Annotated in this window: 16 protein-coding genes and 4 pseudogenes; 10 read left to right on the forward strand and 10 right to left on the reverse strand. The window is 52.8% G+C overall.

Translation table 11 applies throughout. From position 1 onward, the window contains the following. The first annotated feature begins 3 nt into the window (after positions 1 to 3). The 5 genes and pseudogenes from bcsZ (at position 4) to DQM29_RS00845 (ending at position 10,238) form a co-directional block, all read left to right on the forward strand. On the forward strand, positions 4 to 1,113 hold the full coding sequence (gene bcsZ, locus DQM29_RS00825; RefSeq protein WP_232054841.1) for a cellulose synthase complex periplasmic endoglucanase BcsZ: 1,110 nt from the start codon (positions 4 to 6) through the stop codon (positions 1,111 to 1,113). Positions 1,114 to 1,226: 113 nt separating this feature from the next. After that, positions 1,227 to 4,639, forward strand: a pseudogene (gene bcsC, locus DQM29_RS00830) (cellulose synthase complex outer membrane protein BcsC). A gap of 174 nt (positions 4,640 to 4,813) precedes the next feature. Beyond that, complete coding sequence (locus tag DQM29_RS00835; RefSeq protein WP_111738871.1) at positions 4,814 to 6,826, forward strand: EAL domain-containing protein; 2,013 nt, start codon at positions 4,814 to 4,816, stop codon at positions 6,824 to 6,826. A 209-nt stretch (positions 6,827 to 7,035) separates the two neighbouring features. Next, entirely contained in the window at positions 7,036 to 8,313 is a 1,278-nt protein-coding gene (locus tag DQM29_RS00840) for a dicarboxylate/amino acid:cation symporter (protein WP_111738872.1), read from the forward strand. Between the two features lie 488 nt (positions 8,314 to 8,801). After that, entirely contained in the window at positions 8,802 to 10,238 is a 1,437-nt protein-coding gene (locus tag DQM29_RS00845) for a M16 family metallopeptidase (protein WP_111738873.1), read from the forward strand. 129 nt (positions 10,239 to 10,367) lie between these two features. Here the strand turns inward: DQM29_RS00845 and kdgK are convergent, their stop codons facing one another. Next, positions 10,368 to 11,300, reverse strand: coding sequence for a 2-dehydro-3-deoxygluconokinase (kdgK, locus tag DQM29_RS00850; RefSeq protein WP_111738874.1), 933 nt, complete (start codon positions 11,298 to 11,300; stop codon positions 10,368 to 10,370). Between the two features lie 123 nt (positions 11,301 to 11,423). Further along, on the reverse strand, positions 11,424 to 12,329 hold the full coding sequence (gene yhjD / locus DQM29_RS00855; protein ID WP_232054842.1) for an inner membrane protein YhjD: 906 nt from the start codon (positions 12,327 to 12,329) through the stop codon (positions 11,424 to 11,426). 173 nt (positions 12,330 to 12,502) lie between these two features. Between yhjD and DQM29_RS00860 the strand changes: the two genes are divergently transcribed. Further along, on the forward strand, positions 12,503 to 13,294 hold the full coding sequence (locus tag DQM29_RS00860; protein WP_111738876.1) for a cysteine peptidase family C39 domain-containing protein: 792 nt from the start codon (positions 12,503 to 12,505) through the stop codon (positions 13,292 to 13,294). 54 nt (positions 13,295 to 13,348) lie between these two features. On the opposite strand, the gene gorA is transcribed toward DQM29_RS00860, so the two are convergent. After that, positions 13,349 to 14,701, reverse strand: a complete 1,353-nt coding sequence (gene gorA, locus DQM29_RS00865; protein ID WP_111738877.1) for a glutathione-disulfide reductase — start codon at positions 14,699 to 14,701, stop codon at positions 13,349 to 13,351. Positions 14,702 to 14,834: 133 nt separating this feature from the next. Then, on the reverse strand, positions 14,835 to 15,677 hold the full coding sequence (locus DQM29_RS00870; protein ID WP_111738878.1) for a 23S rRNA (adenine(2030)-N(6))-methyltransferase RlmJ: 843 nt from the start codon (positions 15,675 to 15,677) through the stop codon (positions 14,835 to 14,837). 201 nt (positions 15,678 to 15,878) lie between these two features. On the opposite strand from DQM29_RS00870, the gene DQM29_RS00875 reads away from it, so the two are divergent. Beyond that, positions 15,879 to 16,217, forward strand: a complete 339-nt coding sequence (locus DQM29_RS00875) for a hypothetical protein (protein ID WP_111738879.1) — start codon at positions 15,879 to 15,881, stop codon at positions 16,215 to 16,217. Here the strand turns inward: DQM29_RS00875 and DQM29_RS00880 are convergent. After that, positions 16,214 to 16,363: pseudogene (locus tag DQM29_RS00880) on the reverse strand (LysR family transcriptional regulator); the annotation flags it as partial. The gene DQM29_RS00875 and the pseudogene DQM29_RS00880 sit on opposite strands and share 4 nt — an antisense overlap. A 168-nt stretch (positions 16,364 to 16,531) precedes the next feature. Between DQM29_RS00880 and prlC the strand changes: the two are divergent. Beyond that, positions 16,532 to 18,573 (forward strand): annotated as a pseudogene (prlC, locus tag DQM29_RS00885) (oligopeptidase A). A gap of 2 nt (positions 18,574 to 18,575) precedes the next feature. Next, positions 18,576 to 19,322, forward strand: a complete 747-nt coding sequence (gene rsmJ, locus DQM29_RS00890; RefSeq protein WP_111738880.1) for a 16S rRNA (guanine(1516)-N(2))-methyltransferase RsmJ — start codon at positions 18,576 to 18,578, stop codon at positions 19,320 to 19,322. 6 nt (positions 19,323 to 19,328) lie between these two features. Here the strand turns inward: rsmJ and DQM29_RS00895 are convergent, their stop codons facing one another. The 4 genes and pseudogenes from DQM29_RS00895 to pitA all read right to left on the reverse strand — a co-directional run bounded on the left by DQM29_RS00895 (position 19,329) and on the right by pitA (position 23,991). After that, positions 19,329 to 19,898 (reverse strand): hypothetical protein, encoded by a 570-nt coding sequence (locus DQM29_RS00895; protein ID WP_111738881.1) that lies wholly within the window; start codon positions 19,896 to 19,898, stop codon positions 19,329 to 19,331. A 71-nt stretch (positions 19,899 to 19,969) separates the two neighbouring features. Then, positions 19,970 to 21,312: pseudogene (gene gdhA, locus DQM29_RS00900) on the reverse strand (NADP-specific glutamate dehydrogenase). 494 nt (positions 21,313 to 21,806) lie between these two features. Then, the gene (uspA, locus tag DQM29_RS00905; RefSeq protein WP_111738882.1) at positions 21,807 to 22,241 is read right to left on the reverse strand and encodes a universal stress protein UspA; all 435 of its coding nucleotides are present in this window, start codon (positions 22,239 to 22,241) and stop codon (positions 21,807 to 21,809) included. 259 nt (positions 22,242 to 22,500) lie between these two features. After that, on the reverse strand, positions 22,501 to 23,991 hold the full coding sequence (pitA, locus tag DQM29_RS00910) for an inorganic phosphate transporter PitA (RefSeq protein WP_111738883.1): 1,491 nt from the start codon (positions 23,989 to 23,991) through the stop codon (positions 22,501 to 22,503). Between the two features lie 273 nt (positions 23,992 to 24,264). On the opposite strand from pitA, the gene DQM29_RS00915 reads away from it, so the two are divergent. After that, entirely contained in the window at positions 24,265 to 25,467 is a 1,203-nt protein-coding gene (locus DQM29_RS00915) for a BaiN/RdsA family NAD(P)/FAD-dependent oxidoreductase (protein WP_111738884.1), read from the forward strand. 31 nt (positions 25,468 to 25,498) lie between these two features. Here DQM29_RS00915 and DQM29_RS00920 read toward each other — a convergent pair whose 3' ends face one another. Further along, positions 25,499 to 25,765 carry a DksA/TraR family C4-type zinc finger protein gene (locus tag DQM29_RS00920; RefSeq protein ID WP_111738885.1) on the reverse strand — a complete coding sequence of 89 codons (267 nt, stop codon included), beginning with the start codon at positions 25,763 to 25,765 and terminating at the stop codon, positions 25,499 to 25,501. Positions 25,766 to 25,784: the final 19 nt, after the last annotated feature.

Here is a 25,784-nt window from a genome sequence, read left to right on the forward strand (position 1 = left end):
CCTATGAAACGGGTTATGGTACTGCTGTGCTGTCTTATGTTTACCGGCCAGGTTTTGGCTGACGAGTGCGGCTGGCCGCAATGGCAGAGCTTTAAGCGCGACTACGTCAGCCGAGACGGGCGGGTCATTGACCCTGCCGACAGCAAAAACGTAACGACGTCGGAAGGGCAGAGCTATGCCATGTTTTTCGCGCTGGTTGCCAACGATCGCGATGCCTTCGGTAAGCTGTTTTCCTGGACAGAAAATAATCTGGCTAAAGGCGATCTGGCTGCTTATCTTCCCAGCTGGCTGTGGGGCAAGCGCGAGGACGGCAAGTGGGGCGTTCTGGACAGCAATTCGGCTTCCGATGCGGATTTGTGGATTGCCTACTCGCTGCTTGAAGCAGGTCGGCTATGGCATTCTCGCGTCTATCAAGTAGCCGGCGCGCGGATGCTTAAACGTATAGTAAAAGATGAAGTGGTGAACGTGCCCGGGCTTGGGAAAATGCTTATGCCCGGTCGGGTCGGTTTTATTGAGGCGGATAAGAGTTGGCGGCTGAATCCAAGCTATCTGCCGCCGCAGCTGTTAGCGCGTTTAGGGCGAGATAGCCGAGAGATGGCTGAGATTGAAGCCTCAACGCAAAAGATGCTGTTAGAGGCTGCACCAGCGGGCGCGGCGGCTGACTGGATTTTGTGGGAGAAGGATAAAGGCTGGCGCAGCGATGAGAAAACCGGTGCCAAGGGCGATTATGACGCAATTCGTGTCTACCTCTGGCTGGGGGCACTAGCGGATGACGTGCCCCATAAGGCGGAGCTGATTTCTCACTACCAGACAGTGGCTCGACTCACTCAGGAAGGCGGTCTTCCTCCAGAAACGATAGATACCCAAACGGGAAAAGGTAGCGGCACAGGGCCCATTGGTTTTTCCGCGGCGCTACTGCCCTTTTTAGCAGGTACGCCCGCACAGTCGGTGCAGCGCGAAAGGGTATTAGCCAATCTGCCGGGGAAAGATGCCTACTATAACAGCGTGTTGACACTGTTTGGGCTGGGATGGGATCAGCAGCGCTACCGCTTTACTTCACAGGGAGAGTTGCAGACGTCTTGGGAGAAAGGCTCATGCGAATCCATCAACTGACAATGGCTAATATTATGGTGTGCCGCTATTCTTCTTTGCCGCTTTCTGGGGCATTTTTACATCGACTTTCACTGCCTTTAGCTCTGCTTCCGTTCGCGCTTTCTCCGCTTGCCATGGCGGACACAGTCTCTCCCGAGGCCTGGTTACAGGAACAGATCCGTCTGGGTGAAACGACACACCGAGATGACTTGGTCAAAGAGTCCCTTTATCGACTGGAAAAAATCAGCCCAAATAGCCCTGAAACGCTGTCGGCCCAAATTCATTACGCACTGCGTCAAGGGGATGTGGTAAAGGCGACTCAGCTTTTGGATGCATTGGAAAAGCGCGCCCCCAAAAGTGATGTCTACTTAATGGCAAAGCTGGAAGTGGCGCTTGCCCAGCCAGAGGGGAAAAATCGTCTCCAGCAGGCACGCCTCCTCGTCGCCGGTGGGCAGCTTAGTGAAGCGAAAGCTGCATTTGATGAGCTGTTTGCGGGAAAAATGCCGACGCTCGATCTGGCTATAGAGTACTGGACGATGGTTAGCCGTATACCGGGAGAGCAGGATCGTGCCTTGGGCCAGCTTGAGGCGCTCCAGAAGCGCTATCCCTCATCAAGTTCTTTGGGGATATCTGTGGCGAATACGCTGTTTGCAGAGGGTAAGTCTCAGCAGGCTTATCAGGTGCTCGAAAGTGTGGCTCGCCACCCAAGCGGGGTGAGCCTCGCTGCTGAGCTATGGTATAGCAAAATTAAAGACGCGCAGGCCAGTGAACAAAGCATCGCTCAGCTACAGCGTTTTATCTCTGTGTTTGATGGGCAGTCGGAGGCGGCTGAAGCAAGAGCAGAACTGCTGCGTCAGCAGGCGTTAATGAGCGACCCTGCCTACCGGGCCAGAGTTCGAGGCTTGGAAATGATAGAAAAGGGTGAAGGGCAGCGCTCTATTGCCTCTCTTCAACAGGCGCTCACCGCGTCGCCCAACGATCCTGAGTTGCTGATTGCTTTGGGGCAGGCCTATTCCCGCAGCGACAATCGCCAGCGGGCGCTGGCAGAGTTTAACAAGGCAAAAGAGAACGATAAGAGCGGTGAATATGCGGGCAAGCTAAATAGCCTGATTCAAACGAACCGCTACTGGCTGCTTATTGACAGTGCAGAGAAAGCGCTGAAAAACGGTCAGCCTGAGCGTGCTGAATCCCTTTATCGTCAGGCAGAAACCGTTGATCCGACAGACGCGCAAAGCCTGATAGGTCGTGGTGACGTAGCGCTGGCGCGCAACGATACGTCAGCGGCTGAGGCTTTCTATCAGCGCGCCCTGCGGCGAGATCCCAGCAGCGGTAGCGCTGTCCGCTCTTTGGTGGCTTTATATGAAAAACAGTCGCCGGAAAAGGCTATCGCCTATCTGCAAAGCCTGCCTGCATCAGTGAAAAAAGCCATGAGCGGTAGCCTGAACTCGCTGACGGCAGAAAGTCTGAAACAGCAGGCCGAAGCGCTGGCGGCGAAGGGCAATCTGCAACAGGCAGAAGAAAAGTATCTTCAGGCGCAGAAGCTGACGCCGGACGATCCATGGCTAGTGTATCGGCTCGCCAACGTTATGCAGGAGCGCCAAAGAGGGCGCGAAGCCGATCTCGCGTTTAGCCGAGCGAAGGAGGCGCATCCGCAAAGCGCAGACTGGACCTACGCCTACGCCCTTTATCTGTCGGGCAGCGGGCGGGATGATTTGGCAACAGAGCAGATTCAGCGGCTGCCGACCCGGCAGTGGGATGACAGCGTGCGCGAGCTTTCTGAACGGCTAAAAGCACAGCAAATTATCGCCGAGGCGGAACAGATCCGCACCCAGCAGGGTGAGGACGCAGCGGTAGCCTTTCTTCAGCGCCAGCCTGAAAGCACCCGTATCAACCTGACGCTGGCCGAGTGGGCTATGGCGCAAAATGACGCTGCGCGAGCGCAGGAACAGTATCGCTATATTCTGGCGCGAGAGCCAAACAATAGGGACGCGCAGTTAGGCAATATTGAAGCCGAGATTGCTGGTGGCCAGCTTGAGGACGCTAAAACCGCGCTGAACGCTTTGCCGTTTAGCGCAGAGGAAAATGACCTTGGCACTGCCCGCCGTCTGGCTAACGCCTGGGCTTTGGTAGGGGAACCTGAGAAATCAGAAAGCCTATTTGCTCAAATGATGACTTCAGCAAGGCAGGCTACGGCTCGACCAGATATGGACCGCGCCCGCTTTCTGCGAGACGCGGCGAGCTCAGCCGGGGCGAACGGGGATCCCAAAGCGGCGTTAGAATCTTATAAATACGCCATGGCCTCCTACGGCATCATCCCGTCGGCTGACGTGGATGATGAAGATTTCACCTACGCTATGCGGCGAGACGATGCGGACGACTGGCTTAAGCGGGGCATCAAGTCTGATGCGGAATCTATGTATAAGCAGCAGTCCACGACAGTCACTCTCGATCATGACTACTGGGGTTCCAGTGGTACCAAAGGTATCTCTGACCTTAAAGCGCAGACCACTATGCTGCACGTTGCTTTCCCTCTTGGGCGGGGCAGCGGATTTTTGCGCACCGATGCGGTCATGATGGACGCGGGAAGTTTCAAGACGGGAAGCAACGGTAAATATAAAGAGAAATTCGGCACTTGCCGCGAAGTGGGATGCAGTAAGGACAAAAGCCAAAAGGCCACCGGAGCCAGCGTAGCGGCGGGCTGGCAGGACGACCGCTGGCAGGTAGATCTCGGCACTACGCCAATGGGGTTTGAAGTCGTGGACTGGGTCGGCGGCGTAAGCTACAGCAGCGCCTGGCGAGATCTGGGCTGGACCATGACCGCCTCTCGTCGACCCATATCCAGCTCTTTGCTGTCGTTTGGTGGTGCTGTCGATCCCTATACTGGAACAACCTGGGGCGGTGTGCGTAAAAACGGCGTTCAGCTTGATTTGAGCTATGATCAGGGCGGACCGAGCGGCCTGTGGGGGAACGTTGGCTTTCACCAGATTACCGGTAAAAACGTCGCGGATAATGAAAGAGCTCAGGCAATGGCGGGCTACTACTATAAGCTGATTAATGAAACCCATCGTCAGGTGCGCGTTGGCGTCAATACCATGTGGTGGCACTATCAGAAGGATCTGAGTGAATATACCCTAGGGCAGGGGGCTACTATAGTCCGCAGCAGTATATGTCGTTTTCTCTCCCGGTTCTCTATCGTGAGAGAACGGATAACTGGTCTTGGGAACTCGGCGGCTCGGTATCGATTTCACACTCTAAAACGGACGGCGGCCTGCGCTACCCGCTGCAGGGGCTGATACCAGACAGCCTTCCGGACAAACGCGCCCCTGAGAGCGGCAGCAGCGGCTCAGGTACGGGCTACACGGTGCGTGCTCTAATTGAGCGTAGGCTTACGTCTCATTGGCATATCGGCGCTGGCATCGATATTCAGCAGGCGAAAGACTATACTCCAAGCCACGGGCTGGTATTTTTACGCTACTATGTTGAACCTTGGTCTGGCGATATGGATTTACCGCCCCAGCCGCTTACGCCATATGCTGACTTTAAGTAGCCAGCAAGAGGTGTGGGTGAGCAGCTGTCTGCTGATGTTTATTACGGTAGAGACTCAATGTAATACTTTTCAGCTCGACTGCCGCGGCAGAACGATCGGCGACGGCCTCCCATTTTCGCGATAACTCTGCGAAAATGGCGACGTGCGGCAAAACTTATATCCGGAGATGACGCTTTGCTAGTCAAACGCTCATTGACAATCAAACAGATGTCACTGGTAACGCTGGTTGCCGTGGTGACCATTTGCCTTTTCATTGCGGTGCAAATGTTTGATTTTATCCAGCAGCGCCGCGGCGATTCTCTGACTCAGTTGAACAACATTGGGCGGGCGATTTCTCATCCGGTTGAGCGCGCACTGTGGAATCGCCGCCTGAAGGATACTCAGCAGATCCTTGATGCGCTGGTGGAACGAGGGGCATTGGGCCGGGCTACTGTATTGATGAATACAGAACTGGTTTCTGTTCACAGTGAGAAAGTGAGTCAGGAAGAAGTGCCGGTGCCGTTTGCACTGCTGCTCTCTTTGCCTATTTCTACACAAATCCCTCTTTATTCCCCTGAGCATAACGCTATTGACCCGATGCCTATTGGCTATCTGATCCTAGATGGAGACTCTTACAGTCTGTACCAGACGACCCTCAAGAGATTCGCCACCGTGCTTGTCACCTATTTGCTGCTGGCGCTAATGCTCTCCATTGCCATCAGCTGGTGTCTGAATCGACTGCTGGTATATCCACTGCGCTCGATTGCCAACGACCTGAAGGCCATGTCAGAAGACGGCATTCAGTACCATCAGCTTACGCTCCCTCTTAGCCATCAGGACGATGAGCTGGGCATGCTAATCCGCAACTATAACCGCAATCAGGAAGCGCTGGCCCAGGCATACAGACAGTTAAGTCACCTCAGTACGCGGGATCCCGTGACGGATTTGCCAAACTACGCGCTGTTTCAGGAGCTGTTAAAGCAGCAGATAGCCAGTAGCCAGCATGATAAAACGCCGTTTAGCCTACTGTTCGTCAGTCTGGATTCGCTAAAGGACGTCTTTCAGGCCTGGGGGCAGGAGGCGGGCAACCATCACCTGTTTGAAGTAACACGGCGGATTCAGTCGTTACTGAGTCCGCACGCAGTGCTGGCTCGGCTGCACGGTGAAGAGCTGGTGATTATGAGCCTGCTGTCGCAGACGCCTTTGCAGGCGATGCAGTTCGCCAAAAGGCTGGTGGATACGATAAGTGAGCCGATTGAGGCTAACGATCTGTCCCTTTCTCCTATTCTGAGCATCGGCATCGCACAGTATCCCAGTGACGGTGAAGACGTCGATAGTCTGATAGGCAACGCTCAGGCAGCGGTGCTGCTGGCGCAGCGCAGAGGGAAAAATCAAATCCTGTTCTTTGAGTCGGATATGACCAATGACATCCAGCAGCGTATGCAGCTGGAGAGTGAAATTGTCAAAGGAATACAGGAGAATCAGTTCCAACTCTATTTACAGCCTCAAATCGATATTGCCACAGGGCTTCCCGCTGGCGCTGAGGCGCTGATCCGCTGGCACTATGCGCCGGATAAGGTTCGCTATCCGATCGAATTCATCCCTCAGGCGGAAGAAAGCGGCCTGATTTTGCCGTTAGGGGAGTGGATTCTGGAAGAAGCCTGCCGCATTCTGTCTGAATGGAAAGCGGCCAACGTGCCCATGACGCTGTCGGTAAATCTGTCGGCTATGCAGCTACAGCATGAAGGATTGATTGAACAGCTTTCCTCCCTGATTTCCTGCTATGATTTTGAGCCCAAGCGCTTAGTGCTTGAGCTAACGGAAACAGGCTTTATCTACGATATTGAGGCAGTTCTGCCAACGTTAAAACATATTCGTGAGCTGGGGATCTCCATTGCGCTAGACGATTTTGGCAGCGGATACAGTAACCTTAACTATTTGCAACGCCTCCCCGTTGACGTGCTGAAAATAGATAAAAGCTTCATTGATGGATTACCGTATCACGATGCCTTAGTGAAGATTGTCTACTCTATTGCACAAACTCTTCGCCTGAAGCTGGTTGCCGAAGGCGTCGAAAGCCGGGCGCAGGCTGACTGGCTGCTGGCAAACGACATCCGCTACGCGCAGGGCTATCTGTTCTCTCGAGCCATTCCTTACCAGAGTTTTAAAGATACCTATCTGTCGGCATTCTTTGACGCCGATAGGTGACAAGTGCCTTTCTATCATTGGTTTTTTGTTCTGCCTGAATGAGTTAGTTTTGGGCTTTGAGTACGTAAAAACCATCTCCATGATGCGATCCAGTTCATAATTCTTCATTTTTACTGTTGTCTTGCCGAGATTTTAATATTCAATGTGTTAAATAGATGTTATTTTTCCGCGCCTAGACCGTGTTGCCAAATAATAATTAAGGAAACATCATGAAAATATCCATTTTCAAATCGCTCTATATTCAGGTGTTGATTGCAATAACGGTTGGTGTACTGTTGGGGCATTTCTATCCTGAGATTGGGGCGTCGATGAAGCCGTTAGGGGATGGCTTTATCAAACTGATTAAAATGATCATCGCACCGATCATCTTCTGTACCGTCGTTACCGGTATTGCAGGAATGGAGAGCATGAAGGCCGTTGGTCGCACCGGCGGTATCGCGCTGCTCTATTTCGAACTGGTGAGCACGTTGGCACTGATTATTGGTCTGATTGTGGTTAACGTTATCAAGCCTGGCGCCGGTATGAACGTTGACGCTTCTCAGCTGGATGCCAGTGCTGTTGCTGCCTATGCTGATGCGGCTAAATCACAAGGGCTCGTTCCTTTCATTCTGGACATTATTCCGGGTAGCGCTGTAGGGGCGTTCGCCAGCGGCAATATCCTTCAGGTGTTGCTGTTTGCTGTACTGTTCGGCTTTGCCTTACACCGTCTGGGAGAAAAGGGTCAGCTGGTCTTTAACGTTATTGACAGCTTCTCTCGCGTGATTTTCGGCATTATCAACATGATTATGCGTCTGGCTCCTCTTGGTGCCTTTGGCGCCATGGCCTTTACTATCGGTAAATACGGTGTGGGATCTCTGGTCCAACTGGGGCAGCTCATTCTGTGCTTCTACCTGACTTGCGTTATCTTCGTTGTGTTTGTGATCGGGGCGATTGCCAAGGGCTTCGGCTTTAACATCTTCAAGTTTATCCGCTACATCAAAGAAGAGCTGCTGATCGTACTGGGTACTTCCTCGTCAGAATCCGTTCTGCCGAGAATGTTGGAAAAAATGGAACGTCTGGGCTGTCAAAAATCGGTAGTAGGCTTGGTTATACCAACTGGATATTCCTTTAACCTTGACGGTACGTCTATTTACCTGACAATGGCGGCGGTCTTTATCGCTCAGGCCACCAACACTGAGATGAGCGTACTGAACCAGATTACTCTGTTGGTAGTACTGCTGCTTTCTTCAAAAGGTGCTGCAGGCGTAACGGGAAGCGGCTTTATCGTTCTGGCTGCAACCATCTCTGCCGTTGGTCATCTGCCGCTGGCCGGTTTGGCGCTGATTTTGGGTATTGACCGCTTCATGTCTGAAGCTCGTGCGTTGACTAACCTGATTGGTAACGGCGTGGCTACCGTTGTTGTCGCCAAGTGGTGTCGTCAGATTGATAATGACAAGCTTAACCAAGAACTTAATAATCAGGGTGCGGCAAAAGAACAAGCTGCATAATCCCTGCTAAACGGTTTAGTTCATAGGAAAACCGCTCGCCTCGGCGAGCGGTTTTTTGTTTGCTTCGGATGGATGAAAGAGCGGTATCCGCGGTGAAAAACAAAGGAATACAGCAAACGTTTTTCTTAAAAAGTCGGCGTGAAGCAACGGCTACTTTATGGGCATATGTTTGGAGTTCTGGCGGTAACACGAGAATAAGATGCGATAACAGCGCCTCTGTAGTAGTATAAATACCTGCTTAGATGGTTTCCCTCGGTTTCTGGTCGCGTATTGTCCCATTATTCCCTTATGGCTTGTCGCAGTTCCGATTCTCTGCATAATGTTACTATTTGCAGGTTAGCCATCAGTTTTATTGTCAAAATCGCGGTAGCATTGAACGACATCTCGACGGTCTGCTTCTAATAAATTATTACAACAGGGATGCCATCATCAGCTGATATGCCACTATAAAAGGCACGCTGATATAAGCAGTAAATGAGGTTTCTAATATGCACAGTCAGTATTTATTTTCTGCGCTCGGCGGGCTGATGTTCCTGGCAGTGGGGGCCAGCGTTCAGGCAGAGCCGCTGCGAGCCGATCCGGCCTGGCAGGTAGGAAAGCTGGATAACGGGTTTAAGTGGCAAATACTCGCCACTCCTCATCGCCCTACCGATAGCGTAGAGGTTAGGCTGGAGATTAACACCGGCTCTTTGCAGGAAAGCATTCCCCAGGTTGGCTTTTCCTACCTTTTACCTCGCTTGGCGACTGCCGGCACAACACACTTTCCTCATGAGAACCTTGTCGCGCTGCTGCCTCAAATTACAGCGACCGGAGGCACTAAGACGCTGGTTGAGGTCTCCTATGACTATACGCGCTATAACCTGAGCTTTCCGACAAACCGCCCTGAGCTGCTGAAAGAGGCGTTTAGCTGGCTGTCCGATGCGGTAAACCGGCCCGAAGCAACCAGCGAGCAGCTCCAGTCCGTTCGCGCAGACTGGCTGTCGCCGAATATTGCTCTGCCTCAGGGAATGAGTGAGCCCTGGTGGCGGTATCGTATTAAAAACTCTTCTATGGTAGATCACGATCCAGGGCAGACCGTTACGGAAGGCGCAACGGTAGAGCAACTGGCTGAGTTTTATGACAAGTGGTATACCCCAGACGCAATGACTCTGTACGTTGTTGGCAATGTCGATCGTCGTCTGCTGGTTGAACAAATCAACAAGGCCTTTGGTGATTTACAGGGAAAAAGAGAGAGCCCTGCGACGATAGCTGCGCTAAGTGCGCTGCCGCCAAATCCCGTTAATTTTTTATCTTCGACGGTAGACAAAGATCGACTGACGCTGGTGTGGGATGAACCTTGGCACCCCGTAGTTGCCACTGAATCGCTGAATCGCCAGTGGTTAAACGAAGCGGCGCAAGAGCTGGTTTCTCTTCGACTGAGTCAAAAGCTGGTCAAGAGTGGGCTAAAGGGCGTTTCTCTGGGCTTTGACTGCCAGATTATGTATCAGCGCAATGTGTGCAAGATAGCCATTGACGCACCTTTGGCAGGCCTGCGGCCAAGCCTGAAGTACGTTGGGGGTGAAATTGCTAAGCTGAGCAACGAGGGCGTGACCGAAGCGGAATATAATGCGCTGCTGGCGGAGAAAAAAGAGCGCCTCGCTCAGGTGATGGCGACCTACGCAAAGACCGATACTGCAGCCATTATGGAACAGCGACTGCTGGTAGAAAAAAGCGGCTCTATCGGCGTCTCTCCTGAACTCTTTATGCAGCTCAGGCAGGCATTTTTAGACAACTTAACGCTACAGGCGGTGAATGCCCATATTCACCAGCGGCTGACAATAAAACCGACCCTTGTGCTGCGCCAGCCAACCGGAGAGGCGGAAGAGAACGTTAAGGAACTCTCAGAAATGCTTGAGGGCATTGTTGAGCCAGCGATTAAGAGCTAGCCTATCCCGATCTTTTCTGCCCCATCTTTTTGAAGACGCGGGAAGAGAACGAGGCAACGAGAGGTAAAGAAAAAGCGGCTTCAGAAATGAAGCCGCTTTTTTATGTTTAATCATCAGGAAAGCGGGTGACTATTTTGGCATCGCTTCCTGAGGAATAATGGCGCCACGGTACTGAATGACGGTGCTGGCAGTTAAATGGCCGCGCTCCGCTGCTTTTGTCGCTGAGCCTCCCAGCAGCCGAACGGACAGGTAGCCTGCGCTGAAGGAATCGCCCGCGGCAGTCGTGTCCACGACGCTTTCCTTAGGCAGCTTCACGGCGGGCACTTCTTCAATGCTGCCGTCTTCAAGTGAAACAAGGCAGGCGTCAGAGCCGCGTTTTATCACAATTTCACTCACGCCCAGCGCGCGGGTACGGCTGATGACGTCCTGATAGGGTACCTGCCCCCAGAGAAGGTCTTCATCATCTAGCGTCAGGAAGGCAATATCGGTTTGAGACAGCACGTCCTGATAGGCGCTTTGAGCCTCTTCCCGGCTTTTCCACAGGCGTGGACGATAGTTGTTGTCAAAGATGACTTTGCCACCGTTTTTACGGCATTCGGCTAAAAGAGCTACCAGCTTCTGGCGGCTTTGCGCATCGAGAATGGCAATACTGATGCCGCTTAAATAAAGATAGTCGAACTGGGAAAGCTGCTGGCACAGGCTGTCGGCCTCTGCGGATAAGAGCCAGTAGCGAGCCGCGGCTTCGTTGCGCCAGTAGTAGAAGGTTCTCTCGCCGGACGGGTCGGTCTCAATATAGTAAAGCCCCGGTAGTTTATCGGCCATGCGCTGGATAAGATCGGTATGGACGTTCTCTTTTTTCCAGCTGGAAAGCATCTGGTTGCTGAACGTGTCGACGCCAAGGGCAGTGACGTAGTGCACCGAGAGGGCATCTGCGGGAACCTGGCGGGCGATATAGACTGAGGTATTGAGCGTGTCTCCGCCGAATCCGCGGCTGACGTCCTGCCCTTTTTCAGAGAGTTCTATCATGCATTCGCCGATAACGGCGATTCGTTTTGTCGTCATGGTGATACTTCCAGTTTAGCAATGGCGTAGGCTGGGAGTAGTTTTATGACTTCGGCAGAGTTAGTCAAGAAAAATAAAACGGCGTTTCAAAAATAAAAAGTATTCAGTGGAACCCAAGTGGATTTAGGGTTCTTTACGCTGATTTTCCCTTGCCGTCGCAATCCAGGCTGCACAAAACAGCGTCAGCCTCGCGAAGAAGTAGAAGAAGGCCATCAGGCCAATAATCGAGCCAAAGGCCGCACCGGAAGGTGACTTGGCAAGCTGAGGAAGGGTCATGGTCATAATGAATTTGATAACTTCAAAACCCACAGCAGCAAGCAGAGTGCCCTTTAGCAGCGCTTTAGTGTTTGGGCGAGGCTTGGGGAGGATCCAGAAAATCCACAGAAACATAAAGTAGTTAGCCATAATAGAAATGGCCAGAGCAATGGACGTCAGAGCCGGACGCAGCCAGGTTACGGCATCAAGGCCAAGCGCGCTAACGATGCTCTGCTGTGCCGAGCCCGCCACTGAAGTGAGACCGATGGTGACAAGCAGCGCGACAAGTAGCCCAATCAGGGAAGCAAAGTCTTTCAGATAGCGAAAGTGAATTTTTTCTTTTTCAGCCGGATTGCGTTCCCATACGTCTCGAACCTGAGCGCGGATGGCCTCACGCAGGTTGCCCATCCAGCTCACGCCAGAGTAAAGCGCAATCAGCAAGCCGGTTAACCCAACGGTGGTGCGCTGGCGAATAGCCGTATTGACGGTGTTTTCCAGCGTGGCGGCAAGGTTGGGGTCGGTCACGCCGGTCACAATTTTATTAATAAGGTTAGAGAGGAGTTCTGGATTCGAGGCCAGAATAAAACCCGCCGCAGCAAAGGACACCATTAGAATCGGGATCAGCGACAGAAAAGAGAAATAGGTGATTGCAGCGCCGAACTGGCTGCCCAAGCGATCGTTAAAGCGGTCAACGGCCCGCAAAAGGTGCGCGACAGTGGGGATAGCCTTGAACCTTTCCATTACGGAGACTGCCGTTTTAACTGTTTTCTTCATCGATTGAACGCTTTTGTTTTTGCCGCTTTTGGCTGATGCAATGATAGTCATACTATTGACGATATTAGCAAAGTTTGCACATAACGACAAAAAGCGTGTCGTTACGAAGGGTTACGAAAGCATACTTATCGACTATGATAGAAAAAAACGTCAAGGTTCACGGATGAATACTCATGTTTATTAATCCCAATTTTTATCTGGCGCTGCCTTTGGCTGCGGCACTGTTCTTTGCCGGGCGAGCGCTGGGATCTGCAAGTGTGGCTATTAGCTTGCGTCGTACGGCTGGCGCTGTATTTTTTCTGTTGGCACTGGTAAGCCTATCTATTCCTCTAACCTATCTGGCTGGTTCTCTTGGCGAGAACCCTGCGTACGCTAATTTTCGTGCTCTACCTTATGCAGAGCTGACCGTTTGTTTAGCTGCGCCCTTTGTGGGCAGGCTATCCTTGCTGCTGCCGCTAAATCGTGGAATAGCGCTGCTGTTTTGCCTTGTGATTACCTTAGGCTACGTTAGCCTGCCGTTTATTAAACCGATTGTTCGACCGGCGGGAGAAATTGTCGAACAGTGGCGTGATGGTATAGCCATTCAGAGTACGTCTGCAACCTGCGGGCCGGCCTCAATGGCGACGCTGATGCACCGTTTGGGCGTGTCGGCGACGCAGTCAGAGATTGCCCGTCAGTCCTATAATTCTGGTTCAGGAACGGAAAACTGGTATCTGGCTCGCTACGCGAAGAGTCAGGGATTTAGCTATCGGTTTTTGAACGAGCCGGATCTTGAAAACGTTCCCGTTCCGTCGATTATCGGCGTCAGGCTGGGGCGAGTCGGGCACTTCATTACACTGCTGTCGAAAGAGGGAGCAACCTATACCGTGGGCGACTCTCTGGATGGTGTTCATCAGCTGACTGAGGCGGAGTTTAAACAGCGTTATCGCTTTGCGGGATTTGTGCTGCAAATTGGGCGAGAATAGAGGGGAAAGATTAACGCCGGCGGCTTTACCGCCGACGTTAGAGAGCGTACGCCATTAGCGCATAGTGACGAACTCTTCTGCCGCCGTCGGGTGGATGGCGACTGTGTTGTCAAAGTCTTTCTTGGTGGCGCCCATTTTGACTGCAACCGCAAAGCCCTGCAGGATTTCATCCATACCAAAGCCGATGCCGTGAATACCGACGATTTTCTCTTCGGCACCCGCACAAACCAGCTTCATGCGGCACGGCTGGCGGTGAGAAGTGACGGCAGTGTACATCGCGGTAAAGGATGACTTGTACGTCTTCACCTGGTCGTCGCCGTACTGTTTACGCGCTTCTTCTTCTGTCAGGCCGATAGTGCCGATAGGTGGGTGACTGAAAACCACGGTAGGGATATTGCTGTAGTCCAGATGCTCATCCGGCTTGTTGTTAAACAGGCGCTCTGATAGGCGGCGCCCTGCGGCGACGGCCACAGGCGTTAGCTCAACGGCGCCTGTGTTGTCGCCCACGGCGTAAACGCCGGCAACGTTGGTGTTCTGGAACTTATCGACGGGAATATAGCCCCGTTCGTTGACTTCAACGCCCGCCGCTGACAGGTTGATGCTGTCGGTTGCCGGAACGCGCCCGATGGCCCAAATCAGGCAGTCGGTGTGGTGTTCTTCGCCGTTCTCAAGCTTAAGAGTCAGGCTGCCGTCTGCATTTTTGACCACCTCTTGCGGGATGGCGTGAGTATGCAGCTGAGGGCCTTCTGCCGCCATTACTTCTAGCAGCGTATCAACGATCATCGGATCAAAGGTTCTCAGCGGCGCGTGCTTGCGCACAAACAGGTGTGTATCTGCACCCAGCCCGTTCAGCACGCCGGCGATTTCCACGGCGATATAGCCAGCGCCTACGACAGCAACGCGCTTGGGCATAGCGTCCAGCGCGAAGAAGCCGTCAGACGTAATGCCGTACTCAGCGCCGGGTACGTTTGGAATAGACGGACGGCCGCCAGTGGCGATAAGAATATGGTCGGCGGTGATGGTCTCACCGTTGACTTCAACAGTATGGGCATCGACAAAGCGCGCGAATCCCTGAATAACGTCAACATGGTTGTTGCCAAGCACGCGATCGTAAGACTGGTGAATACGGTCAATATAGGCGCTGCGGCTTTTGATCAACGTCTGCCAGTCGAAGCGGTTGACGGTGGTGTCAAAGCCGTAGTCTGGCCCGTACAGATGAATAGCTTCGGCGATTTGCGCAGCGTGCCACATGACCTTTTTCGGCACACAGCCTACGTTAACGCAGGTGCCGCCCAGGTATTTGGCTTCAATCAGCGCGCACTTTTTGCCGTAAGAGGCTGCACGGTTAATAGAGGCGATACCGCCGCTGCCGCCGCCGATGGCGAGATAGTCATAGTGTTTAGTCATAGTGTTGCCTGCTTCTCTACGCTTAAAGAATAATCAAAGGGTCTCATAACCTACCGGAGAATAAAAGCGCTTCGGTAGGAGAATAAAAACGGAGCGTTAGCATCCGGCTCCAGCGTCAATCAGTTTGGATGACTTACTCCGGAGCGATCCAGTTAATTGACGTATGCCCGATGCCTTCCGGCACCAGCACACGATGTAGCCAAGGCAGGGCAACGGACATCTGCTGTTCCAGTTTCCACGGCGGGTTGATGACAATCATGCCCGACGCCGTCATGCCCCGGCGGTCGCTGTCCGGCTGAACGGCCAGCTCTATTTGCAGTATGTTGCGAATGCCGGTGTCTTTCAGCGCCTGTATCATTCTTTTGACCTGCTGGCGCAGCACCACCGGATACCACAGGGCGTAAACGCCAGTGGCGAAGCGCTTATAGCCTTCCTGAATACCGTCGACCACCGCCTGATAGTCAGTTTTCATCTCATAGGGCGGGTCGATAAGAATAAAGCCGCGACGAGAAGTTGGCGGAAGCTGAGACTTCAACTGCTGGTAGCCGTTGCCGCGTACTGCTGTTGCCCGCGGATCTTTGGCAAACTCTTGGCGCAGAAGAGGAAAGTCAGTGGGATGAAGCTCTGTCAGGTGCAGTTTGTCCTGTTCGCGCAGCAGGTGGCGAGCAATCAGTGGAGAGCCCGGATAGTATTTCAGGTTGCCGCCTTTATTATAGGCGCTGACCGCAGACAGGTAGGGTTCAAGCTCGGCAGGAACGTCATCGCGCTGCCAGACCCGAGCGATACCCGCTAAAAACTCACCGGTTTTTTCTGCATGCTCGCTACCCAAATAGTAGCGCCCCGCGCCGGAGTGAGTATCAAGATAAAGAAAGGGTTTTTCTTTTTCTTTAAGGGACTCAATGATAAGGCTTTGGACGGTGTGCTTCACGACGTCGGCATGGTTACCTGCGTGAAAACTGTGGCGATAGCTGAGCATGACGTTTTAGGCTTTCCTGTTTTTTGAATTTCTATTTAGATCAGCTTGTTATTTTGACTCCAAGCCGCTGTCTCTGCGCCTATTGTAGCCGTCCGCATGTCATTAACCTACTTAATTTGGCTGGCTCGGCGTTTTTTACTGGGGCAGCCGGCGTCGTTGAGTAAAATAGCTCAGTGAACCGAAAACGACGGAAGGGTTAACGTGACAAAGACATATAGTATCTTAGGCCAGTTTTATGAATTACCCGATGTCGCCTATTTTTACGATAGCCTGTCGCTATTAGACCTCAGCAAAGAGATTAGTGACGAGGTATTGCATCTGGATGAGGATTTACTGCAAGTCTCATTTTCCGATGCAGACGAAACCACAATTGACGTCGGTTGGTACCCTTCGTTTGACGAAGCGGGGGCGTTTGTCGTTATAGTGATAAAAAACCGCGACTGGGATTCGCCGCTGTTTAAGGCAAGTGCCGGGTGGGATAAGGCGGATTTAAACAGCAAGATTGAACAGGCGTTGGATGTCGCGCAGCCTGGAAACTAATCCCCGTCCTTCACCTTCAACAAATGCGCCAAAAAGCGCTGGAGCGCATCCGACGGCAGGTCGTTTTTCCGCCAGAATACGCCGACGCTCCCTCTCTGCTCAATGCGCGACAGGGGGAGGATAGCCAGCTGTTCCTGACTTGCGTAGAGCGTAATGGCCTGTTTTCGGGTGACGAACATTTTCAGGCGCTGTGATAGCGCGATTTTACCGCTCTTAAAATATCACCGATTTCAGCTATCGCTGTCGCTCCCCGTTGATTTCTACCATAATGAGCCCCATGTTATTTCCATCTGCATAATTCAAGGATCGCCGCTATGACTAATCCGCTGTTAACCTCTTGGGCGCTGCCCCCGTTTTCCTCTATTCGTCCTGAAGACATCGTTCCTGCGGTGAATGCTGCACTGGACGACTGCCGAGCGGCGGTTGAGCGCGTTGTTGCGCAGCCGGGCCGTTTACCTGGGAAAACCTGTGTCAGCCGCTAGCGGAAGTGGACGATCGCCTTGGAAAAATTTGGTCGCCGGTAGGTCACTTGAATTCAGTGAAAAACAGCCCGGAGCTTCGCGAAGCCTACGAGCAGTGCCTGCCGATGCTGGCAGAGTACGGCACTTGGGTTGGGCAGCACAAAGGGCTGTACGACGCCTATCGCAACCTTAAGCAGGGCGCGGCGTTCTCCTCTTTAAGCAAGGCGCAGAAAAAGGCGGTGGATAACGCTCTGCGAGACTTCGAGCTGTCCGGTATCGGCCTCGAGCCGGAAAAGCAAAAGCGCTACGGTGAAATCGTTTCTCGTCTGTCTGAACTTGGTTCTACCTACAGCAACAACGTGCTGGATGCGACCATGGGCTGGAGCAAGCTCATCACGTCAGCGGACGATCTGACCGGCCTGCCCGAAAGCGCGCTGGACGCCGCCAAAGAGCGGGCGGCGGCAAAGGAGCAGGAAGGCTGGCTGCTGACGCTGGATATGCCAAGCTATCTGCCGGTGATGACCTACGCCGACAACCGCGAACTGCGCTATGAAATGTATCTGGCGTTTACCACCCGCGCTTCCGATCAGGGCCCGAACGCTGGCAAGTGGGACAACGGTGAAATCATGGCTGAAACTATGGCTCTGCGCCATGAATTGGCTCAACTGCTTGGCTTTAACACTTATGCCGATAAGTCGCTGGCGACCAAAATGGCGGAGAACCCGCAGCAGGTGCTCGACTTTTTAAACGATTTGGCCAAGCGCGCCCGCCCTCAGGGTGAGCGCGAGCTGGCAGAGCTGCGCGCCTTTGCCAACGAGCACTATGGCAAGACAGAGCTGGAGCCGTGGGACGTCAGCTACTACAGCGAAAAGCAAAAGCAGCACCTGTATTCCATCAGCGACGAGCAGCTCCGCCCCTATTTTCCTGAACAGCGCGTGGTGGAAGGGCTGTTTGAAGTTGTCCGGCGCGTGTTTGGGATTACTGCCAAAGAGCGCACCGGCGTTGACGTTTGGCATCCGGAAGTGCGCTTTTTCGATCTGTTTGACGCGAAGGGCGAGCTGAAAGGCAGCTTCTATTTGGATCTGTACGCCCGTGAGCACAAGCGGGGTGGCGCGTGGATGGACGACTGCATTGGCAGCCTGCGCTATGCCGACGGCCATTTGCAAAAGCCTGTTGCCTACCTGACCTGTAACTTTAACCGCCCGGTTGGTGACAAGCCTGCTCTGTTCACCCACGATGAAGTCACTACTTTGTTCCACGAGTTTGGCCACGGCATCCACCATATGCTGACCCGTATTGATACTGCTGGCGTGTCTGGCATTAACGGTGTGCCTTGGGACGCGGTCGAACTTCCCAGCCAGTTTATGGAAAACTGGTGCTGGCAGCCGGAGGCACTGGCCTTTATCTCCGGTCACTATCAGACCGGTGAGCCGCTGCCACAGGCAATGCTGGACAAAATGCTGGCAGCGAAAAACTACCAGGCCGCGCTGTTTATTCTGCGCCAGCTGGAGTTTGGCCTGTTTGATTTCCGCCTGCACGCCGAGTATCAGCCTGAGAGCGGTGCGAAAATCATGGAAACGCTGTCCGAGGTGAAAAAGCAGGTCGCGGTGATGCCATCTCCTGCGTGGGGGCGCTTCCCGTACGCCTTTAGCCACATCTTTGCCGGAGGCTACGCAGCGGGCTACTACAGCTACCTGTGGGCGGAAGTACTGTCGGCTGACGCCTTCTCGCGCTTTGAAGAAGAAGGCATTTTTAACACGGAAACCGGCAATTCTTTCCTAGACAATATTCTGTCTCAGGGCGGTTCCGATGAGCCGATGATGCTGTTTAAAAACTTCCGCGGTCGTGCGCCAGAGTTGGACGCCATGCTGCGCCACTACGGTATTAAAGGGTAATCGTGCCGATTTTTCTCAGTCACGAAGCAGGCGCCGATCCCGGCGCCTTGTCTCTTTTAGCGCAGCGCTGGGGGCTAGTGAGCGATGAAGCCGCGCCGCTGGCGCTGGTGTTGACGTCGGATCGACTTGAACTGCGCAAGCGCGATGAGCCTAAACTGGGTGCCGTATATGTTGATTTCGTCACTGGAACGATGGCTCATCGTCGGCGATTTGGTGGCGGGCGCGGTGAAGCGGTAGCAAAGGCGGTTGGTATTAAAGGCGACTATCTTCCCGACGTGGTCGACGCGACGGCGGGGTTAGGGCGCGATGCGTTTGTGCTGGCCGCCGTTGGCTGTCGGGTGCGGATGCTGGAACGCCATCCTGTGGTTGCCGCCCTTTTGGATGATGGCCTCAGGCGCGCCTATGCCGATGAAGAGATAGGTCCCTGGCTGCAAGAGCGGTTAACGCTGCTGCATGCTTCAAGCTTAACCGGCCTTGATAGCATTTATCCGGCGCCGGATGTGGTGTATCTCGACCCCATGTTTCCTCACCGCCAAAAAAGCGCGCTGGTTAAAAAAGAGATGCGGGTATTTCAGTCGCTGGTCGGGGAAGATGCCGACGCAGATGGTCTGCTGGAGCCCGCCTGTCGGCTGGCTAAGCGTAGAGTGGTAGTAAAGCGGCCTGACTATGCCCCGCCTCTGGCGGACAAAGCGCCTTCTGTGTCAATCAAGACCAAAAGCCATCGATTCGATCTTTACGTGACTCTGTAAAAGCGGCTATTCGTCGTTGCTGCTTTGATTAGGATCGATTTCTATCAGTGCGTCCATATCTTCCCAATACATAAAGGCTCCGCCGTTAAAGTAGTGGGGATAGCTGTCGACGATCAGTTGGCGGTGTTCTTCACTTTGCCATTCCAGAGGAAGAGTGACGTCAATATCAGGGTTGCGCTGCTTTAGGTCGTTAAGACGCGCCTGTAGCTCTTCGTGAACTTTCTGTTTAACCAGCGACTGCTCTCTGGCTATTTCATCTTCAAAGGAGGGATAGGAGTCAAAAGGCCTTGCGGAACATAGCGCAACTGATTCTTCAGACGTCAGGTCGGGGTACTTTTCTCTTAGGCGCTGTAGGCGTTCGGGGGGCACTTCGGCTGGAGTAATTTCGAGACGCCCGGCGTGTAAATACGGCTGTAGTATACTCATCAGCTTTTCAGGAACGGCGCCAGGTGGGCGGGAAAAGGCCAGAGTAATGAGTTCATTAAAACTCAGGTCTTCAATATTTTCTTCTTGTTTCTGTAAATCGCGACCGTTATCTACGACCAGTCGAAGGTGGTTCTTCCTGAACTCTTTCATTGCATATTCCTGCTAAATATTAGGAGCCGCGTTAGTCGCAGCCCCTAGTTTTCTACTATTTTTCTACTCTATCACAGAACGCCTTGACCCAGCATCGCGTCGGCAACTTTGACGAAGCCTGCAATGTTTGCGCCGCTGACGTAGTCTGTCTGTGCACTTTCGCCGCCGTAGTTAACACAGGCCTGATGGATATCGAGCATGATGTGCTGCAGACGCTGATCGACCTCTTCCGCTCTCCAACTGATGCGACCCGCGTTTTGTGACATTTCCAGCCCAGAAGTGGCAACGCCACCTGCGTTCGCCGCCTTGCCCGGTGCAAACAGCACGTTGGCTGCCATCAGCGCTTCGGTCGCGTCGATGGTGGTCGGCATGTTGGCGCCTTCGGCAACCGCCTGTACACCGTTTTGAATCAGAAGCTTGGCGTCCGCCAGTTCCAGTTCGTTTTGTGTGGCGCACGGCAGAGCGACGTCAACCGGCACTGACCACGGGCGCTGGCCTTCTAGATACGTCAGACCACGCTCGCTGGCGTAGTCCTTGATGCGACCATAGCGGCTATTTTTGATATCCATCAGGTGCGCCAGCTTGTCGGTGGTAAAGCCCTCTTCGTCAACGATAGAGCCGCCGGAGTCGGAAGCGGTGATGACTTTGGCACCCAGTTCCATCGCTTTCTCAATGGTGTACTGCGACACGTTGCCGGAGCCAGAAACGGAAACGCGCTTGCCTGCAAGCCCTGAGCCGTGACGCTTAAGCATTGCTTCGGTGAAGTAAACCAGACCGTAGCCGGTTGCTTCCGGACGAATCAGGCTGCCGCCAAAAGAGAGTCCCTTACCGGTAAAGACACAGCCAGTGTTGTTAGACAGCTTTTTCATCATGCCGGCCATGTAGCCGACTTCGCGGCCGCCAACGCCGATATCGCCCGCAGGGACGTCGGTATCTGGCCCCAGATGGCGGTAGAGTTCGGTCATCAGCGCCTGACAGAAGCGCATGATTTCACCGTTGCTTTTACCTTTAGGATCGAAGTCAGAGCCGCCTTTGCCGCCGCCCATAGGCAGCGTAGTCAGCGCATTTTTAAAGGTCTGTTCAAATCCCAAGAATTTCAGGATAGAGAGGTTAACGGAGGGGTGAAAGCGCATGCCGCCTTTGAATGGCCCGATAGCGGAGCTGAACTGGACGCGCCATGCGCGGTTAACCTGAACGATACCTTTGTCATCAAGCCATGAAACGCGAAACTGAATAGCGCGCTCCGGCTCAACCAGACGCTCTAGCAGACCCTGCTCGGTATAGCGTGGGTTTTGCTGCAAGAAGGGCAGAGTGACGTAAACACTTCGCGCACCGCCTGTAAAAACTCAGGCTGATTGGCGTCGCGTTTTTGGAGCATGAGGAGAAAATCGTCCACAGTTTTGTATTGACTCATTGGTATCATTCCTGTCTTTGTTTTTTTATTTCATCCACGAAAAAGCGCTATTCAGGAGGGTGAATATTAGCGGACTTCATGAGAATGTGATGTATGTGCGTTTTTGACTATAGCATTAACCAACGGTGATATAGCAAGGGTTTTTTGACGGGATTTTTTTATTATTTAAAACGGTAAGGCAAATTATTAGAAGCAATTATCTGAATGTTTTAGAGATTAAATAAACTGATTTCCTTATTTTTCAATGGATTTAACATTTTGATTTTTATGAACAATATTTTCATTAAGGAGATTTTTCTTTTATTGCTACAGAAGTATCGGGCATTCATGAACGGAATATGCAGTATATCTCTCTATTATTTTGGAGGCTTAATTTATATAAAATCGATAGGGTGGGTGAGAACATTAATACACAGCCAGAGAGAATATATCATTTTCAGACATAAAAAACGCCCGCATCGGCGGGCGCTATATTACTCAATATCAACTACGGATTATTCTTCTTCATCTCTTAAAGGAACGATCAGCATATCGATATGGACAGTGTTGATAAGCTGACGAGCGGAAGACATCAGTTTGCTCCAGAAGTCCTGATGATGGCCGCACAGCACCAGATCGATGTCGTATTTCTTAATCGCATCAACCAGTACTTGGCCTAAATCACCGCTGCCGCTCAGGGTTTCAGCGATAGGATAGCCCGCGTTTTGTGCCAGCTCTGTCAGCGCATCGTGGGTCTCTTCAGAGACGCGTTTTTGCATGTCGCCCATGTTAACGTCAATCAGCCCAGTGTACAGATCGGAGTAATTGACATCCACGTGGATCAGAGAAACCTTCGCATCGTAAGGCCGAGCCATTGATACCGCTTTCTCTACCAGAACGCTGCTTTCCGGGGAGAGGTCAACTGCAATCAGAATGTGTTTATATGCCATAAGAGAACTCCTTCTGTAGGATCCGCTAACTTCTTTAAATAAATAATAGCACCAGTGCGCCCGATGAAAGTGGTAGGTCGATCACAGCCTACGTGAACAATCACGGTATTGCACAATCTCATCGTCGCTTTGAATATAAAGTAACGTGCTTTTGTTGGCTACCACTGTGTGGCTGATTGTTTAATTATTGTGACATTCCACGATTCAAACGCAAAAGAAAGGCCCGCCTAAGCGAGCCTTTCACTAGAAGAATCATTGATTAAATAATCTGTAGAGCAATCCAGTAAAGCCCGGAAGATAGGCCAACGGCGACCGGCAAGGTCAGTACCCAGGCCATAAAGATGCTTTTCACGGTTTTGCTTTGAACGCCGCCGCCGTCAACCAGCATGGTTCCGGCCACAGCTGAGGAAAGTACCTGTGTGGTGGATACTGGCATACCGGTATAGCTGGCAACGCCGATAGACACCGCTGCCGTTACCTGAGCCGAGACGCCCTGAGCGTAAGTCATTCCCTTCTTGCCAATTTTTTCACCGATAGTGACGGCGACGCGGCGCCAGCCCACCATGGTACCCAGTGCGAGCGCCAGAGCAACGGAAACGATAATCCAGATAGGCGCGTACTCTACGGTGATCAGCAGGTCTGTGCGCAGGTCTTTAATGTAGGCTTTATCCTGTGACGTGGTTTCCGGCAGCTTGGTGACTTTTGCTGCGGTATCGGCAACGCACAGCAACAGACGACGCAGCTGGCCGCGCTGTTCAGCAGGAAGCTGGTCGTAGCCCGTGATGCCTTCAATCATGCTCTTAGAGTGGCCGATGGCTACCAGAGAGCGGCTGCTGTCACAGTGATATTCTGTGGTCGAAGGGATTGCGGGCAGAGCGGCAGTATTCGTTTCTCCGACGATGTGTGGAATAGCATCGCGGTGCGTTTCATAGTACTGCTCTAAGTGGGTCAGCGCATCGCGCGTGCGGGCAATGTCATAGCCGCTGGCGCTCATGTCGACCACGAAGCCAGCCGGAGCTACGCCGATAAGCACCAGCATCAACAGACCAATACCTTTCTGACCGTCGTTCGCACCGTGGGAAAAGCTGACGCCGATAGCGGACAGGATCAGCATGATTCGGGTCCAGAACGGAGGCTTACGCTTGCCGTCCTTCTTTTCGCGCTGAGCAGGCGTCAGGTGAATGCGCTGACGCTTTTTGTTTCCGCTCCAGAAGCGACGAAGAACAAAGATCATCGCCCCAGCAATAATCAGGCCGACCAGCGGAGATAGGATCAGTGACGCGAAAATCTGCAGCATTTTAGGAATGTTCAGCGCGTCAACGATAGAGGTATTGGTCACAATCGCGTTGGTGATGCCAATGCCGATAATAGAACCGATCAGCGTGTGGGAACTGGAAGCCGGAATGCCGAAATACCAAGTGCCTAGGTTCCAGACGATGGCCGCGAGCAGAATAGAAAACATCATGGCTAGGCCATGTGTCGAATTTATGTTGAGCAAAAGGTCTGTTGGCAGAAGGTGGACAATCGCATAAGCAACGCTTAGTCCTCCCAACAGCACGCCAAGAAAGTTGAACACACCGGCCATTACGACAGCGAGCTGTTCACGCATAGCGCGGGTATAAATAACGGTCGCTACCGCGTTAGCTGTATCGTGAAAGCCGTTAATGGCTTCATAGAACAAAACGAACAGCAGCGCGAGACCCAGCATAAGGGCAGTGTGGAATTCTAGACCTGCAAATATGTTTAGCATAAACCTAACTGTCTGTAGTGGGAGGACGGGCGCATTATCAGCAGAATTGCGTTGGTGGAAAAGGGAAAATTCACTTTTTTTTCTCTTTTGCTAGCGGATTTACAGGCTTTTACAAAGGTAACGTATTGTTATCTTTACCAATAGTGAGAAACAAAAAGTGCATCTCTTCTGCAACGAAACTGTTTCTTGGCTGGTGCCCGCTGCGGCGGATCGCTACAATTCCGCCAAAGATCCGTCGTGTTGGCGTACGGATGAACAAAATGGAGTATCAGGGTGGCAGAGCGAGTAGATGCAGTAGTTATCGGTGCGGGAGCGGCGGGGCTTTTTTGTGCCGCTCAGGCGGGGCAGGCCGGAGTGAAGGTGGTGCTCGTTGATAACGGCAAAAAGCCTGGCCGCAAGATCCTGATGTCTGGCGGTGGTCGGTGCAATTTCACCAATATGTATGCTGACCATACAGCCTATCTGTCAAACAATCCGCACTTCTGTAAGTCTGCGCTGGCGCGTTATACCCAGTGGGACTTTCTTGATTTGGTAAACCGATATGGCATTGCCTGGCACGAAAAGTCGCTGGGGCAGCTGTTCTGTGACGAATCGGCGCAGGATATTGTCGATATGCTGCTTAGCGAATGCGAAAAGGGCAGCGTTGACTTTCGCCTGCGCAGCGAAATTCTGTCGGTGTCAAAAAGCGAGCGCGGCTTTTTGGTGCAAATGGCGAACGGCGAGATAGAAGCCGACTCTGTTGTTGTCGCAACAGGCGGACTGTCGATGCCGGGGCTGGGGGCATCGCCTTTTGGCTACCGTTTGGCTGAGTCGTTTGGCATCCCAGTGCTGCCAACAAGAGCCGGTCTGGTTCCCTTTACGCTGCACAAGCCGCTGCTGACTCAGCTTGAGACGCTGGCGGGCGTTTCTGTTCCAGTTGTTGTAACGGTGCCGGATGGAACCAGTTTCAAAGAAAGCCTGCTGTTTACTCATCGCGGCCTGTCTGGCCCGGCTATTTTGCAGGTCTCTAGCTACTGGCAGGGAGGTGAGACCGTGTCGATTAACCTGCTGCCAGACCTCGATGTCGATGACTTCTTCCAGCGTTCGCGAGAAGAGCACCCGAATCAGAGTGTGAAAAATACTTTAGCCCGCTGCCTGCCAAAGCGGCTGGTAGAGTGCCTACAGGCGCTGGATATTGTTCCAGACGTCGCACTTAACCAGCTTTCTGCCGTTCGTCGACAGGCGCTTGTCGAAACCCTGACGGACTGGCGCATCCAGCCCAACGGTACTGAAGGTTATCGTACGGCGGAGGTCACGCTGGGTGGTGTAGATACTGACGCGCTGTCGTCCAAGACGATGGAGGCTACGAAGGTGCCTGGACTTTACTTTATTGGTGAAGTGGTGGACGTTACCGGCTGGCTTGGAGGATACAACTTCCAGTGGGCATGGAGCTCTGCATGGGCCTGCGCGCAGTCGCTGGCTCAGAAATCCGGTTAAGGTAACCGTATTTAAATAAAGAAAGAGTCGTCTATCTTAGCTGGCTGTCTTTACTGCCCCGACGGTTGTAGCCAGCGATGTGCTGATGCTTTTTGTCCAGCTTCTGCTGGCAAGTGATGCAGTACTGTACGCCGGGAAGCGCAACTCGGCGTGCCTGAGGGATCTCTTCCCCGCATTCCAGACAGTAGTGGGCGCTTTCCCCATCGTGGAGCTGTGCACGTGCTTTCGCGACAGCGTCGGAAATCGTACTGTCGATTTGATCCTGTACGGCGCCGTCGGCGACCCATCCGCTTGCCATTAGTTTTCCTCCGTATAGG

It is taken from the genome of Leminorella richardii (assembly GCF_900478135.1).
Lineage (GTDB): Bacteria > Pseudomonadota > Gammaproteobacteria > Enterobacterales > Enterobacteriaceae > Leminorella > Leminorella richardii.

Bases quoted from the DNA above. Each gene is read 5' to 3' on its own strand.
- bcsZ (WP_232054841.1), top strand. From the start codon at position 4: ATGAAACGGGTTATGGTACTGCTGTGCTGTCTTATGTTTACCGGCCAG.
- DQM29_RS00840 (WP_111738872.1), top strand. From the start codon at position 7,036: ATGAAAATATCCATTTTCAAATCGCTCTATATTCAGGTGTTGATTGCA.
- DQM29_RS00845 (WP_111738873.1), top strand. From the start codon at position 8,802: ATGCACAGTCAGTATTTATTTTCTGCGCTCGGCGGGCTGATGTTCCTG.
- kdgK (WP_111738874.1), bottom strand. From the start codon at position 11,300: ATGACGACAAAACGAATCGCCGTTATCGGCGAATGCATGATAGAACTC.
- yhjD (WP_232054842.1), bottom strand. From the start codon at position 12,329: ATGAAGAAAACAGTTAAAACGGCAGTCTCCGTAATGGAAAGGTTCAAG.
- DQM29_RS00860 (WP_111738876.1), top strand. From the start codon at position 12,503: ATGTTTATTAATCCCAATTTTTATCTGGCGCTGCCTTTGGCTGCGGCA.
- gorA (WP_111738877.1), bottom strand. From the start codon at position 14,701: ATGACTAAACACTATGACTATCTCGCCATCGGCGGCGGCAGCGGCGGT.
- DQM29_RS00870 (WP_111738878.1), bottom strand. From the start codon at position 15,677: ATGCTCAGCTATCGCCACAGTTTTCACGCAGGTAACCATGCCGACGTC.
- DQM29_RS00895 (WP_111738881.1), bottom strand. From the start codon at position 19,898: ATGAAAGAGTTCAGGAAGAACCACCTTCGACTGGTCGTAGATAACGGT.
- uspA (WP_111738882.1), bottom strand. From the start codon at position 22,241: ATGGCATATAAACACATTCTGATTGCAGTTGACCTCTCCCCGGAAAGC.
- pitA (WP_111738883.1), bottom strand. From the start codon at position 23,991: ATGCTAAACATATTTGCAGGTCTAGAATTCCACACTGCCCTTATGCTG.
- DQM29_RS00920 (WP_111738885.1), bottom strand. From the start codon at position 25,765: ATGGCAAGCGGATGGGTCGCCGACGGCGCCGTACAGGATCAAATCGAC.